This is a genomic window from Microbulbifer maximicatervae (SeqCode), from assembly GCF_052467305.1.
In genome coordinates this window covers 5,238,423-5,252,645 of sequence record NZ_CP174306.1, presented here as the reverse complement: position 1 = coordinate 5,252,645, position 14,223 = coordinate 5,238,423, and the positions used below count along the sequence as shown (strand labels likewise).

Below are 14,223 nucleotides of genomic sequence, written 5' to 3'. Positions count from 1 at the left end.
ACTTATTCTTCCGGTCCTCAAGACTCGATAAAGTTTCTCAACATATCGTGACCGTGCATGGTGAGAATCGACTCAGGATGAAATTGCACCCCTTCTACCGCTAGTTCCCGGTGCTTCACGCCCATGATCTCGTCAATTTCACCATCCTCTGTCTCAGTCCAGGCGGTGATCTCCAGGCATTCCGGTAAACTGCTTTTCTCCACTACCAGTGAGTGATAGCGAGTCGCCTCAAACGGGTTGGACAAACCGTGGAACACCCCCAAGTTGTTGTGCACTATAGGGGATGTTTTGCCGTGCATAACCTGCCGGGCACGAACTACCCTGCCACCGAAGACCTGGCCAATACTCTGGTGCCCCAAACAAATACCCAAAATAGGGATACTGCCGGCAAAACGGCGAATGGTATCGAGAGAAATACCCGCCTCATTGGGAGTACAGGGACCCGGCGAAATCACGATTTTCTCTGGCGCCATTGCCTCGACTTCATCCAGGGTAATTTCGTCGTTGCGTTTCACCACCACTTTTGCACCCAGCTCTTCCAGGTACTGCACTACATTCCAGGTAAAGGAGTCGTAGTTATCGATCATTAAAATCATTGCGCGGCCCCCTTAGCCTCTGGTTGATAAGTGGATTCTTCCATTCTTTTTTGCAGGCGTGCGAGAGAGGCCTGGGTTGCGCGGAGTTCGCGCAGGATTTCGGTCTGGCTTGGAGGCAGACACATTTCATCCATTCGTCGCAATTTGGCCTCTTCCAGGTTATTCAAGACTACACCGATAAAGAGGTTAATCATTACGAACGCCCCCATGACCACAAAGCTGACGAAGTAAAGCCAGGCCCAAGGCATCGAATCCATCGCTGTATACATAATATCCGTCCAGTCCTCAAAGGTGACTATGCGGAATAAACTCAAAAATGCGATGGGTAAAGTGCGCCAGTGAGTTGGATCAATATCGTGAAATAGGAAATAACCCGCTACACCATAGATATAGAAAATGATGCTCATCAACAAAGCAATGTGCATCATGCTTGGCAAACTGCGCAAAAGCGTGTCCACCAGTGTGCGGAGTTCCGGGAATGCAGACACCAGCCGCAAAACCCTTAATACCCGCACCAAGCGCGCCAGGGTAGCTAGCGGCCCTGTAGCAGGAATCAAACTCAGTGCAATAATAGTAAAATCAAAGCAATTCCAACCACTGGCAAAGTAACGCCAGGGACGGGCCCCATGGGCAAAAATTTTAACCAGCGCCTCAATAACAAATGAGGCGAGAATCAGTTGATTAATAGCGCCCAGCAGCGTACCAAAGCGCTCCGTCACCCAAGAGGAAGTCTCCAACCCAACAGCGACAGCATTGAGCAGAATCATTCCGATAATGATTTGGTTAAATAACGGCGCTGCGACGACTCGCTCGCAGCGTTCAGCCAGGGTCAACTTTTGAGAAATACTAACTTCGCTCATCTTGCTCGATCTTTAAAGGGTCACTACTCTTGGCCAGCGCCATACCGGCAGCGCGAAAAAGCGCTCGGGCCTTATTCATTGTTTCATTCCACTCTGACTGTGGATCTGAGTCCGCCACCAGGCCAGCCCCCGCCTGCACATATAGTCGGCCATCCTTGATAACTGCGGTACGAATGGCGATAGCGGTATCCATATTGCCATTCCAAGCCAGGTAGCCAACCGCCCCACCGTAAATGCCACGCTTTTCTGGCTCCAGCTCATCGATAATTTCCATAGCGCGAATCTTGGGGGCGCCCGACAGGGTACCGGCCGGCAGTGCCGCGCGCAGAGCATCCATGGCGGTGAGGCCCGGCTTTAACCGGCCGACAACATTGGAGGTGATATGCATCACGTGGGAATAGCGCTCGACAAACATTTGGTCGGTGACTTTGACACTGCCAGTATCAGCCACCCTGCCGATATCATTGCGCCCCAGGTCAATCAGCATCAGATGTTCGGCGAGTTCTTTGGGATCTGCCAACAGCTCTTCCTCCAGGGCAAGATCCTCCTCCTCAGTGGCTCCCCGATGGCGGGTTCCCGCCAGAGGTCGCACAGTCATTTCCCCCTCTTCTAAATGCACCAAAATTTCTGGGCTGGAGCCCACCACATGGTGATCACCCAGATCGAGGAAATACATATACGGCGAAGGGTTCAAACTGCGTAAAGCACGGTAAAAATTGAGTGGCGGCGCATTGAAAGGCGCAGACAGGCGCTGGGAGGGCACCACCTGCATCACATCACCGGCAAGCACGTACTCTTTAACCCGGTCTACTGCGCGCTTAAAATTGTCCTCGCCAAAGTGGGATTGGAATTCGCTCTCATCAATGCCGCGCCCATGCAAATCGAGGGGCACAGTATCCGGTAGCGGTTGCGCCAACTGGCCAACCAATTGGTCCAGGCGCTGCTGGGCTTTTTCATAGGCTGCTTCTTCAGCGGTATTTGCGTGGACAATCAGAATTACCGCACCGGCAAGATTGTCAAAAACCACCAATTCATCGCTGACCATCAACAGGATATCCGGGTTACCCAGGGTATCCGGCGGAGTACTGGCGGCCAGACGCGGTTCGATATAGCGCACGCAGTCATAGCCAAAATAGCCCACCAACCCGCCGTTAAAACGGGGCAGATCCACTAATTCAGGCACCTGATAGCGCTGCTGAAACTGTTCAACAAACTCCAGAGGGTCGGCGGCGCTGTGGCTCTCTACAACCTCACCATCAGTTTCCACTGTGATGTCAGTGCCCTTAACCCTGAGCAGAGTCCGCGCAGGTAAACCAATAATGGAATAGCGTCCCCATTTCTCCCCGCCCTGAACCGATTCCAGCAAATAGCTGTAACGGCCTCCGGCCAGTTTCAAATAGGTGGACAGTGGCGTTTCAATATCCGCCAGTACGCGCCTTACCAGGGGGATACGGTTATAACCCTCAGACGCAAGTTGAGCGTATTCAGTAGGGGTCATGGAGACTCCGATCAATTTTTCATTCTTTATGATTGGCGCCAGAGTATAAGCAGCGCCCACGGGAAAGGTGCCTCAATCGCCAAACTCGATTGGGCCTCAGCAGGTCAGTGGCGCCATCGCCAACTGTTTGTCAGGGAGAAAGAGTGGTTCACGGAAATTCCCTCAGTGCAGGCGCACAAGTTAACAAATCCCGTCTATGGCGGGCAAGAGATTGCCCGCCAGTTTTGTAAATTAAGCCAAACTCTTACGCATAGCTGCAATCACTTCAGCGTAGTCTGGGGTATTGAATATGGCAGACCCAGCGACAAAGGTATCTGCTCCAGCTGCAGCAATTTCGGCAATATTGTCGCGATTCACACCGCCGTCGATCTCAAGGCGAATATCAAACCCAGACTCATCAATCAACTTGCGGGCTTCTTTTAACTTGGTCAGGGTATTGGGGATAAACTTCTGCCCACCAAAGCCCGGGTTCACCGACATCAGCAGGATCATATCCAGCTTATCCATTACATACTTGGCCGCATCGAGGCCACTGGCTGGATTGAACACCAGCCCGGCTTTACAGCCGAGACTGCGGATCAATTGTAGGGAGCGGTCCGGGTGGCGAGAGGCTTCTGGGTGGAACGTAATATAGGTAGCTCCGGCATCGGCGAACATGCGAATCATTTCATCCACCGGCTCCACCATCAGGTGTACATCAATCGGAGCCTCAACACCGTGTTTGCGCAGGGCCTGGCATACCATAGGGCCAATCGTGAGATTTGGCACATAGTGATTGTCCATCACATCAAAATGCACCCAGTCCGCTCCGGCTGCCAACACATTGTCCACCTCTTCACCCAAACGTGCGAAATCTGCGGAGAGAATAGAGGGGGCGATCTTGTAATCTGACATCAAAATATCCTTTGGTAACTCAACTTTCGCCAGTCAGTCGGCGATCTAAATTTTCCAGGCGCTCGGGGGTTCCCACATCGCACCAGTCCCCCTCATAGAGTTCAGCTTGTAGCTTATCCTCATTAAAGGTGAACACTTCCCCAAGCCCAAAGCATTCGCGACGCTTAGGGTATTCAGTTAGGGTTTCAGCTCGCAGCCAGCTAATACCCGCAAAGGTATAGCGGGGCTTGGCTGTACCCGACAGCAAGCCACCCTCCATGCCAAAATCTCCATCGGGGTTATGGGGAGGATTAGGGACCATCAAAAGACGCCCAGGGCAAGACTCCGGCAGCGGCCTCTCGATCCATTGCGACAGGTCATAGTCACACCAGACATCACCATTAACCACCAAAAACGATGAATCGCCGATCAGTGGCAGTGCCTTGAGAATCCCGCCGGCAGTTTCCAGTGGCTCCTCCTCATGCTCAATGGAGTAGTGAATATCCAACCCCCAGCGGGAACCAGAACCGAGCTGTTGACGAATTTTGGGTCCCAAGTAGCCCAGGTTAATCACGACCTTTTGCACACCAATAGCTGCCAAGCGCTCAATTGCATATTCAATCAGGGGCTTACCGGCAATCGGCAACAGAGGCTTTGGAGTTTGGTCCGTCAGTGGGCGCATACGGCGCCCAAAACCTGCTGCCAATACCATGGCAGTCAAAGGGGAATTCTCTTTGGGTTTGCTCATTAAATTAATCTGTACAGTTTTCGTACGGCCTACTGCGGCTGGTCACCGGCACAGCGGTAATCGGTGTACCAGGGCAAAGGCTCTATCTGCGGCAGTAGGGTGCCGCTGAACCAATCAGTAAACAGCTCCAGCTCTGGGTAGCGCTCAGCGGTTTCCAAAACATAGCGAATCACCAGCGGCAGGTGCTGCAAGTATCCCTGCTTTCCATCACGCAGACTGAGGCGCGGGAACAGACCCAGCACTTTAATATGACGCTGTAACCCCATCCAGTCGAACCAACGAAGATAAAGTTGTGGGTCCACAGGCTGCATAACACCCGCCGCTTCAGCGGTCGCGACGTAAGCCAGCACCCAGCGCTCTACCCGCTCGCGGGGCCAACGGATATAGCAATCTTTGAGCAGAGACACCAGATCGTAGGTGGCGGGCCCCCACACTGCGTCTTGAAAATCGACAATCCCCGGCCTTTCCCCGTCGCGGATCATCAGGTTGCGACTGTGGTAATCCCGGTGAACAATAGTGTGAGGCTGTTCCTCCGCACTGTTAAGCAACAATTCAAAGGTTTGCTCCAGCAGCTTTTCTTCCCGCTCTGAAAGCTGGTAGCCAAGTAGCTCTCGCACCAGCCACTCAGGCATAACCTGCATTTCCTTAAGAAGTAGTTCCCGACTATAAGCTGGGAATAATTGTTCCTCAAAAGGGATTTGCTGCAGGCATAAAAGTTCACTCATTACCTCTGCGTAGAGTCCCTCAACACTGTCGCTGTTGAGCACGCTATACAATTGGGTATCCCCCAAATCTTCCAGCAGCAGGTACCCCTCCGCGGTGTCTGCAGCAATCACCATCGGAGTATGGATACCGTTGCGGCGCAAGTAATCAGCCAGAGCCACAAAGCGGGCGGGGTTAGTCAATTGGGGGGGAGTATCTACCGCTATCAGTGACGGCTCGGTTAGAGTGCGAAAATAACGGCGAAATCCAGCATCTCCCGCCAAGCTCGATAAATCAGCCGGAGCCCCCATATCCATGGCCACACCAACCCACTCACTCAAGGCATTGTGTCTGGGATCGGAGTCGATCTCGCACCTTTTCTCAACTTCACTGCTCGATCTTAAGCTCATCTTATATTCCAACTGTTTCTAGCTGCATTTTAACCCCGAGCCTCTCTGCGTCCAGAGACGCCATCACTTTTATTGGAGCCCCTACTTTGCCTCAGCTAAAAACAGAACACGAGTTCCAGGTAATTTGCGTTTCGAAGCTGAGCCTCTAGCTGTAACATTACGACTTCAGTACGGCTATTAACCACATCTACATTCAAGTAGAATCGGACGATGATTTTGCGCGCCCCGGCTCGAAAGCTGTCGCACGTATCCATCGATAAAGAAACACTAAAAGATAGCTGGAACATATCGTTTGATGCTTGAAGTCTCCCGGTGGCGTCGCCTCGCTCTGGCGATTGCTAATAACTCCCAAGCCCGCTCCATCGCTCTCGGCCTAATCGCTGCTCAGTCTCTGTGGGCGCAAGCCAATCAGGGCGAGTCGTACCCTGACCCAGACTACAACCCCTATTTGTACTTGGATTGGTTGCCCCGCTCTGAGCTAACCCCGGAGGAGTTAGCCAATCTACCGGCTGTGTGCTCTGGCGCCTTTGTGGCCCCTCCGCGCAACTATCCCGGTTCTGACCTGCCCCCTGGGGAGGCCCCACTGAGAGCCACTGCTGAGAAATCCCAGTGGCTGGAAGATGGTTCAGCCGAGCTGAGCGGGAATGTGCATATTACCCAGGGTTACCGACAGCTCTTCGCCGACCAGGTCAAACTGAATCGCCCGGAAAATATCGCTACTTTAGATGGTGCGATTGAGCTTCGGGAGCCCGGTTTACTGATCCGTGGCTCCTCCGCCGAAGTCCATACCGAAAGCGAAGCGGCCTCTGTTGAGGATGCCACTTATGTGGTGCACGATGCTTTTATTCATGGGGATGCCGAGTTAGTTGCACGTCAAACCAGTGGTGAGCTAACCCTGACAGAGGGCACATATACCCGCTGCGAGCCCGGGCGTGAGTTCTGGCAACTCACGGGCCGCGAGATCAATATTGATGAAGTAGAAAGCCAGGGGACTGCGCGGGATGTGCGCCTGAAGATTCTGGATGTACCTGTCTTATACCTGCCGTATTTCCGCTTTCCAGTGGGCGATGCGCGCATGTCCGGTTTCTTGTTTCCCACACTCAGCAACAGTGATAAGAATGGCTGGGACCTCGCAATACCCTACTACTGGAATATTGCACCTCAGATGGATGCCACCATTTCCCCGCGTTATATCCAATATCGCGGAGCCGGGCTGGAAGTTGAGTTCAGACACCTGGCAGAAATGTTTAGTACGGAAATCCGTCTGGCCGATCTACCAGACGACGATGGCGGCAATAATGACCTTGCCCAAGACCTGATTGATGAGGGCTTTCCTGAGGACTTAGTTCTCCCCTATAAAGGTGAGGACCGCTGGCTGATAAGTTTGGAGCAACAAGGGGGCTACAGCGGGAGTGTCTGGCGTACTGATATCGACTACACCAAAGTCAGCGATCCGGACTATTTTCGTGATTTAAGCACGGCCAATCTCGATATCAATGCAGAAACCCGAGTTAGTCAGAAAGTTCAGGGACTACTGCGCAGCGAGCACTGGCAAGCAACACTGCGTACCCAGGACTATCAAGTACTAGAAAATGACGCCTTCGATACATTTGCCCAATATCCTCGTTTGGATATAGACGGGGATTACCGCTGGGATGACTGGCTGCTAACCATGCAGAACGAAGTCACCAGCTGGGAGCACAGTGACACACAAACCATAAGGTTTATCGAAGACACCGATGACCCCGATAGTGTCATTACTCGAACACGGGACTTTATTACCGCAGATCGGTTGCGCCTCGACTATGAATTCTACTGGGATAAAGAGTGGCTCTGGGGATATTTTAAACCGGGAATAGCTGGCCGCTACCTCGCTTACAGTGTGAGTGACCTGTTTCTACCTGAGGATGCCGACGATACCCCGGATGCGGCTGCCGCCCAGTTTATTCTGGATACTGGGCTCTACTTTGAGCGCGATAGCCACCTATTTAACCGCGACTTTATCCAAACACTAGAACCTCGGCTGTTTACCCTGATTAGCAGCAATGCCGATCAGAGTGACTTCTTTGATATCAGCGGTCGTGCTAACGATGTCGATCCTGAAATTAGGATCGACCCTGACAGTAACAACTTGCTGTACGACACGTCACTTTACACTTTCAGTTACGACCAGTTATTCCGCGATAGCCGATTTACCGGAAATGACCGGATCGACGATGCAGGCAGACTTGCCCTGGGCCTGACAACCCGCTTTCTAGATCCAGTCAGTGGCCGGGACCTCTTCTCCGCCAGTGTCGGACAGGTCTACTACTCCAGTGACAGGCAAATCGGCCGCACCGCTTACATTGAGGATACTCAACGGTCAGAGCTAGCTGCACGAATCGAGAGTCGCCCTTTCGAATCCCTGCGTTTGGGTACTGAGCTGGTCTATGAAGATAGTGAGCACAATATTAATCGCGGTAATTTCAGCCTGCGCTATCTTGACGACGACTACCGCATCTTTAATTTAAGCTATTACTACGAGCGACCAGACTCGACGGATGACGAGGATGAGGATGAAGATGAAACCGTGAGTCAACTAAATGCCTCAACAGTCCTCCCACTTGGTACTCATACCTCACTCATGGCTGGTGCCAGCTATGATCTTACTTTGAATCGGGAACTGGAATACCTGGCAGGAATCGAATATGACGACTGCTGCTACCGTACCCGACTGGTGTGGCGACGCACACTGGACAACGATCTCGCAGGGGTTGTATCTGCTGAAGACCTTGAGTACGACGAAGGTATCTATCTTGAAGTCGAACTCAAAGGATTAGCAGGCTTTGGTTCAACCGTGACAGAAATGCTGACCCAGGGGATTGCCAACTTTGATCAGAGAGAAGAGCTGAAACAGTGATGAGAATAATTAAGAAATTCGTACCGAAACTGGGCCTAGCTCCCGTGCTGGCAGCTAGTGTTCTGATCGCCGCCACTGCCACCGCACAAGTCAGAACCCTTGACCGGGTAGTCGCCGTTGTTGACGACGATGTTGTAATGGCCAGTGAACTGGCCCAGCGCATGAATACCATCGCCAGCCAAATCCAATCACAACAGGTTCAGGCTCCTCCAGTAGATGTTTTGCGTCGCCAGGTCCTCGAACAACTGATTATCGAGCGTTTGCAGCTGCAGATGGCCTCTCGCGCAGGGGTCACCGTCTCTGAATCAGAGCTGGACCAAGCTATCGCCCGTGTCCAACAAAATGCCGGAGTCAGCCCCGAAGAATTCCGCCAGCGCCTGCTCGCTGACGGAATGAGCATGAAGAGCTTTCGTCAGCAAATTCGCCAGGAGCTGATGATTCGCCGGGTCGAGCAAGGCAGCGTTAACCGCCGGATCCAGATTACCGACCAGGATATCGATAACTTTCTGCGCTCCAAAGAGGGGGAGTTTTGGAAGTCCCCTCAATTTGAGCTGGGTCATATCCTGATCCCCGTAAGTTCCAGCGCTCCCAGCAGCGAAGTTACCCAGGCACGGGAGAAGGCTGAAGACCTAGCTAAACAGGCCAAAGAAGGCGCTGACTTCCGCCGCCTAGCAATCGCTAACTCTGCCGGCCAGAATGCCCTCTCCGGTGGTGACCTGGGTTGGCGCAAGACCGTCGAGCTTCCAACTCTTTTTGCCGATGCCCTCACCGACTTAAAAGCCGGCGATGTTACCGAGCCTTTCCGCAGTGATGCAGGCTTTCACCTGTTAAAGATTCACGCTCAGAAAGGTGCAAGTGAGCAGTTGGTAGAACAGACAAAAGTTCGCCATATCCTGCTTAAGCCATCCGCTATTCTTACCGATGACCAAGCTTACAATAAGCTGATTGAGCTGCGTGAAGAGGCCATGGCCAGCGATAACTTTAGCGAGCTCGCGCGCGAGAACTCAGAGGATATAGGTTCTATGCTATCCGGTGGCGATCTTGGCTGGTCTATGCCCGGGCAGTTTGTACCGGAGTTTACCCAAGCTATGGATGCAACTGAGATTGGCAGCATTAGCCTGCCTTTCCGCAGCCAGTTCGGCTGGCATATCCTGCAGGTTGAAGATCGGCGCAAACAGGATATGACCGACAAATATATCCGTAATCAGGCAGCCAATTTGCTGCGCAACCGCCGCTATGAAGAAGAACTGCAAAACTGGCGCCGTGAGATTCGCGACCAGGCGTACGTTGAGATCAAATTGCCGGACTCTGAGACCACCGAGGACTCAGGAAACCAATAGTAAGCCGCTTTTTCAGCGGTAAAGACCGGGCCCTGTGCCCGGTTTTTTTTTGTAGCTACAGGAAAGTTATATAGCAATGGCTCCTAAAATTGCCTTCACCCCCGGAGAACCTGCAGGTATTGGCCCTGAGCTCGCCGTGAAGATTGCACAAGAGAGTTCTCCTGCACAGATTGTCGCAATTGCTGATCCCCAGCTACTGACAGATACCGCTGCGGCATTGGGGTTGCCTCTTCAGCTCCTTCCTCTGTCCAAAGCAGGCACAGAGGGAACACCTGCCGGTGCTCTCTACATACTACCGGTCTCCATAGCCGAGCCTGCTAAACCCGGCTTACTGAATGCAGTCAATGCACCCTATGTATTGGAAACTCTTACAGTTGCGGCAGAGGGGTGCCTGGCCGGCCAGTTTGATGCCGTGGTTACAGGGCCCGTACACAAAGGCATTATCAATGATGCCGGTACTCCATTTAGCGGCCATACAGAGTTCTTTGCTGAAAAAGCCGGTGTTGAGCGTGTCGTTATGATGCTAGCAGCAGAGGACCTTCGAGTTGCTCTAGTGACAACTCACCTGCCCCTCAAAGAGGTGAGCGCTGCTATCACCCCCCCGCTTCTAGAGCAGATTATTACCATCCTCGACGCCAGTTTGCGGGAACATTTCTGCATCTCCAATCCTCGTATTAGCGTTTGCGGCCTCAACCCCCATGCTGGAGAGGGGGGACACTTAGGCCATGAGGAAATAGAAATAATTGAACCCACACTCGAACACTTGCGCCACCAAGGTATATCACTGAAAGGTCCACTTCCCGCAGACACTCTTTTTACACCGCCGCATTTGTCGGAATGTGACGCCGTTTTAGCTATGTATCACGATCAGGGGCTTCCAGTGTTAAAATTCAAGGGTTTTGGCCACGCCGTCAATATCACTTTGGGGCTACCCTTTATCCGCACTTCAGTAGACCACGGCACAGCTCTCAATATCGCGGGCACAGGCATTGCAGACTGCGGCAGTCTCAAAGCCGCACTGTCTCAGGCTGTGGCGATAGCTAAATTGCGCAGTTCCTAACCAGTGCCTAAAACTTGCTTGGAGAAAGAGTGGACCATGCCCTCAACACGTGAGCGCAGTGAAAGGCCCTAAAGGGTATCCAACTGAAATGCTCACCAGCACCCCAAGGCTTAACCGCAAAATTAATCATCCAGGTTACAGATATATCAATGGATAACTTCTTTCAACACAAAGCCCGCAAACGCTTTGGACAAAACTTTCTCGTCGATGAAAATATTATCGAGCGCATTGTTCGTGCGGTAGGCCCTAAAGAATCAGATACGCTAGTGGAAATTGGCCCGGGTCAAGGGGCAATTACAGAATTACTACTAAAACGCTGCCCATCTCTAACCGCTGTCGAACTGGATCGCGACCTGATTCCGATGCTGGAATTTAAATTCAGGGAATACCCGGAATTTAGCATCATTGAAAAGGACGCATTAAAATTTGACTTTGGCACCTTTGCTGGAGATAAGCAGCTACGCATCGTCGGTAACCTTCCATATAACATATCCACACCGCTACTGTTCCATCTGCTCAGTTTTCGCGGGCAAGTCCAGGATATGCATTTTATGCTGCAGAAAGAGGTGGTAGATCGGCTCAGCGCTACGCCTTCGACTAAATCTTATGGGCGACTTAGCGTGATGGTTCAATATTACTGTCGCGTACAGGGCCTGTTCCCTGTACCCCCGCAGTCTTTCCGGCCCGCCCCTAAGGTGGATTCTGCCATCGTGAGATTGGTTCCCTACAGTACTCTGCCATTTACCGCAAAAGATGAAGGATTATTGGAAAGAATCGTCAATATAGCCTTCCAGCAGCGCCGTAAGACCCTACGCAATGCTTTAAAACCCCTATTCCCGGATCTCGACCCCGAGCTGCTGCCCATTGATGCCGGCCGCCGACCAGAAACCTTAAGCGTCGGGGACTTTGTTAAGCTGGCCGACTACTGTACAAACTTGCAACAACAATAATTATTTTTCATATTTTTGGGGGAAACCTTGGCAACTTACGCCATCGGAGATATTCAAGGATGCTTTGCAGCTTTTCAAAGCCTTCTCAAGAAAATCAATTTTAGTGCTGACCGTGACAAGCTCTGGCTTGCCGGAGACTTGGTTCACCGGGGTGAGGATAGCCTGAGCACCCTTCGCTATCTCTATGAGCACCGCCAACAGGTTACAGCAGTGTTGGGCAACCATGATCTCCATTTACTGGCGATCGCCCATGGTGCTAAATCTCTGTCTGAAAAAGAGCATGACCTTGCCAAGGTTTTGAAAGCAAAAGATTCTGATAAGTTACTGGAGTGGCTACAAAGCCTACCTCTTCTAGTACATAAGAAGGGGTACACCATGGTGCATGCGGGTATCCCCCCCATTTGGAGCGTTACTAAAGCGCAAAAGCTCGCCACTGAAGTGCATAAGGCCCTCGCCGACGAAGCTATGGCAAAGGCATTTTTTTATGGCATGTACGGTAATGAGCCACACTGTTGGGATGATCATTTGATCGGCATCGAACGCCTGCGGTCCATTACCAATTACTTCACAAGAATGCGATTTTGTAAGGCTGATGGCACTCTGGATCTAATCAATAAAAAGGGGGTCCAGGCCTCTCACGGTGAATACCAGCCATGGTTTAGCTTTCCCAATCGAAAAACCAGAAATGACAAGATTATTTTTGGGCATTGGGCTGCCCTGGAAGGCCGTGCAGATACTGAGAATATCTATGCCCTAGATACAGGTTGTGTTTGGGGAGGATATCTGACTGCAATGCGATTAAGTGATGAAGAATTTTTTTGTACAGACTGCAGCTTATAAAAATTACTTTACCCTGAAGCTAAAAGAAGAATTTAAACCGACCGAATCTAAAAAAACAAACTGACAGTTATCACCTGAGTGTGTAACTGTCAGTTTACCTAGCTTGAATAACCTTATAAACCATGAGTTAATTGATCCAAAGCGACTCCTGCACTCGCCGGTTTCCCACCAAGTAAAAGCTCAATAGAGTTAACAAGTTCCGCTGCTCCTTCCCTCTGACTGAGAAGCATCAAGAAAGTATCAGCGCCTTTTTCTCCGCCGCCCTCGACCTCTTGACGAAAACTGCTCCATATCGAAAAAATATTTGACGAATCAGCATTTTCACTTTGCAGAAACAGGTCAATTGCTCGATGTATGAGCAGACCACAGCTATAATACAGATCAAACCTGCCCCGGTTAGCAGCCTCAACCAAAGGAATCTCTTTTACACCTTTTGTGCAACTTTCCTTAAAAGCCTTAATTTTATTAGAGACATATTTTGATGACTCGGGATACAAATCTAATAAAGCCAGCGCTGCCAACCAATCCGCATTCCCTTCATGTAACCACGATTCATTTGCATCACCATACAACCCTGTTTCACTACCCTGCTGGTATAAATGTGCGACCTCATGAGCAAAAAACCAAATGGTTTCATTAATAAAGTTAGGGTCGGAAAATTTCCCATCAAGTTCATTCATATTCCAATGCATAAAAATCTGATGTGGCAAGGTCCCCCCCTGCCAAGAGTTATCATCGACATTCGCATATGATGCATACAAAGCAGGCTTTGCTCCACTTAGTGCCCCAAGCCTTTGCTCAAAATAACTCATTAACCTGGGAATATCTGATTCTAAAGACAATCTCAATTTTTCCGGCAAACCTTTATCAATAACAGCTACAACACTAACTGTATTTATAGGTTCTTGAGTTCCAACATAGACCATCATTCCATTATCACGATCAATCCAGCTGGCTGTCCGATCATTTATCTTCCCGTTAATAATCATATGCTCACCTGGGGGAACCTGCATAGTTACTCGCCAGGCTTTTGCTTTATAATCACAGTTGTCAATACAAGCAAAAAAGCGGCCCGTATATATCAGGCTTCCACCATCTGAATAGGGGGAGAAAGGTGCATAGTCTTTGGGAAGAGATATATAGCTAGACGTCAAAAAAATTTCAATGTGTTCGAATGAACTTCTATCTTTTCTAACCAGAAACTCTTCACCTTCCATAGAAACTAATTCAAATTCTGGTGACACAGGCTTCCAGCGTTTTATACGAGAGGCATCCGGGTTACGCACAAAGCTAATCCGGCTTGCCGGCCTATCCATTTGATAGGTAAGCTTCCAGAGCTTATCGCCCTGCTTCTCAATCGTGATATCCACCCCAGATATATCTTCAGCTAAAGCTGAAAAACTAGTTAAAACTAACAGTAAAAACTGAATATATTTCAATCTTAACT

General features: G+C 50.7%; 12 protein-coding genes. 5 read left to right on the top strand and 7 right to left on the bottom strand.

Translation table 11 applies throughout. From position 1 onward, the window contains the following. Positions 1–17 precede the first annotated feature (17 nt). From ACJJI4_RS22885 to ACJJI4_RS22860, 6 genes are all read right to left on the bottom strand, one after another. Positions 18–596: an anthranilate synthase component II gene (locus ACJJI4_RS22885; protein WP_444912048.1), complete on the bottom strand. Its 579-nt coding sequence runs from the start codon at positions 594–596 to the stop codon at positions 18–20. After that, entirely contained in the window at positions 593–1,456 is an 864-nt protein-coding gene (locus ACJJI4_RS22880; RefSeq protein ID WP_444914855.1) for an ion transporter, read from the bottom strand. The genes ACJJI4_RS22885 and ACJJI4_RS22880 overlap by 4 nt, the downstream gene beginning before the upstream one ends. After that, positions 1,443–2,954, bottom strand: coding sequence for an anthranilate synthase component I (gene trpE, locus ACJJI4_RS22875; protein ID WP_444926571.1), 1,512 nt, complete (start codon positions 2,952–2,954; stop codon positions 1,443–1,445). The genes ACJJI4_RS22880 and trpE overlap by 14 nt, the downstream gene beginning before the upstream one ends. A gap of 231 nt (positions 2,955–3,185) precedes the next feature. Beyond that, entirely contained in the window at positions 3,186–3,848 is a 663-nt protein-coding gene (rpe, locus tag ACJJI4_RS22870) for a ribulose-phosphate 3-epimerase (RefSeq protein ID WP_444892691.1), read from the bottom strand. Between the two features lie 19 nt (positions 3,849–3,867). After that, on the bottom strand, positions 3,868–4,575 hold the full coding sequence (locus tag ACJJI4_RS22865; RefSeq protein WP_444926570.1) for a nucleotidyltransferase family protein: 708 nt from the start codon (positions 4,573–4,575) through the stop codon (positions 3,868–3,870). A 29-nt stretch (positions 4,576–4,604) separates the two neighbouring features. Beyond that, positions 4,605–5,687, bottom strand: coding sequence for an aminoglycoside phosphotransferase family protein (locus ACJJI4_RS22860; protein WP_444926569.1), 1,083 nt, complete (start codon positions 5,685–5,687; stop codon positions 4,605–4,607). Positions 5,688–5,982: 295 nt separating this feature from the next. Between ACJJI4_RS22860 and ACJJI4_RS22855 the strand changes: the two genes are divergently transcribed. The 5 genes from ACJJI4_RS22855 to ACJJI4_RS22835 all read left to right on the top strand — a co-directional run bounded on the left by ACJJI4_RS22855 (position 5,983) and on the right by ACJJI4_RS22835 (position 12,776). Further along, the gene (locus ACJJI4_RS22855; protein WP_444926568.1) at positions 5,983–8,586 is read left to right on the top strand and encodes an LPS-assembly protein LptD; all 2,604 of its coding nucleotides are present in this window, start codon (positions 5,983–5,985) and stop codon (positions 8,584–8,586) included. Continuing rightward, a complete protein-coding gene (locus ACJJI4_RS22850; protein WP_444928263.1) occupies positions 8,586–9,926 on the top strand; it encodes a peptidylprolyl isomerase in 1,341 nt (446 codons plus the stop codon). Before ACJJI4_RS22855 ends, ACJJI4_RS22850 begins: the two co-directional genes overlap by 1 nt. Before the next feature lie 76 nt (positions 9,927–10,002). Further along, positions 10,003–10,986, top strand: coding sequence for a 4-hydroxythreonine-4-phosphate dehydrogenase PdxA (pdxA, locus tag ACJJI4_RS22845; RefSeq protein WP_444926567.1), 984 nt, complete (start codon positions 10,003–10,005; stop codon positions 10,984–10,986). A gap of 149 nt (positions 10,987–11,135) precedes the next feature. Then, the gene (rsmA, locus tag ACJJI4_RS22840; protein WP_444926566.1) at positions 11,136–11,936 is read left to right on the top strand and encodes a 16S rRNA (adenine(1518)-N(6)/adenine(1519)-N(6))-dimethyltransferase RsmA; all 801 of its coding nucleotides are present in this window, start codon (positions 11,136–11,138) and stop codon (positions 11,934–11,936) included. 27 nt (positions 11,937–11,963) lie between these two features. Further along, a complete protein-coding gene (locus ACJJI4_RS22835) occupies positions 11,964–12,776 on the top strand; it encodes a symmetrical bis(5'-nucleosyl)-tetraphosphatase (protein ID WP_413664241.1) in 813 nt (270 codons plus the stop codon). Between the two features lie 113 nt (positions 12,777–12,889). On the opposite strand, the gene ACJJI4_RS22830 is transcribed toward ACJJI4_RS22835, so the two are convergent. Further along, positions 12,890–14,215: a M1 aminopeptidase family protein gene (locus tag ACJJI4_RS22830; protein ID WP_444926565.1), complete on the bottom strand. Its 1,326-nt coding sequence runs from the start codon at positions 14,213–14,215 to the stop codon at positions 12,890–12,892. Positions 14,216–14,223 lie beyond the last annotated feature (8 nt).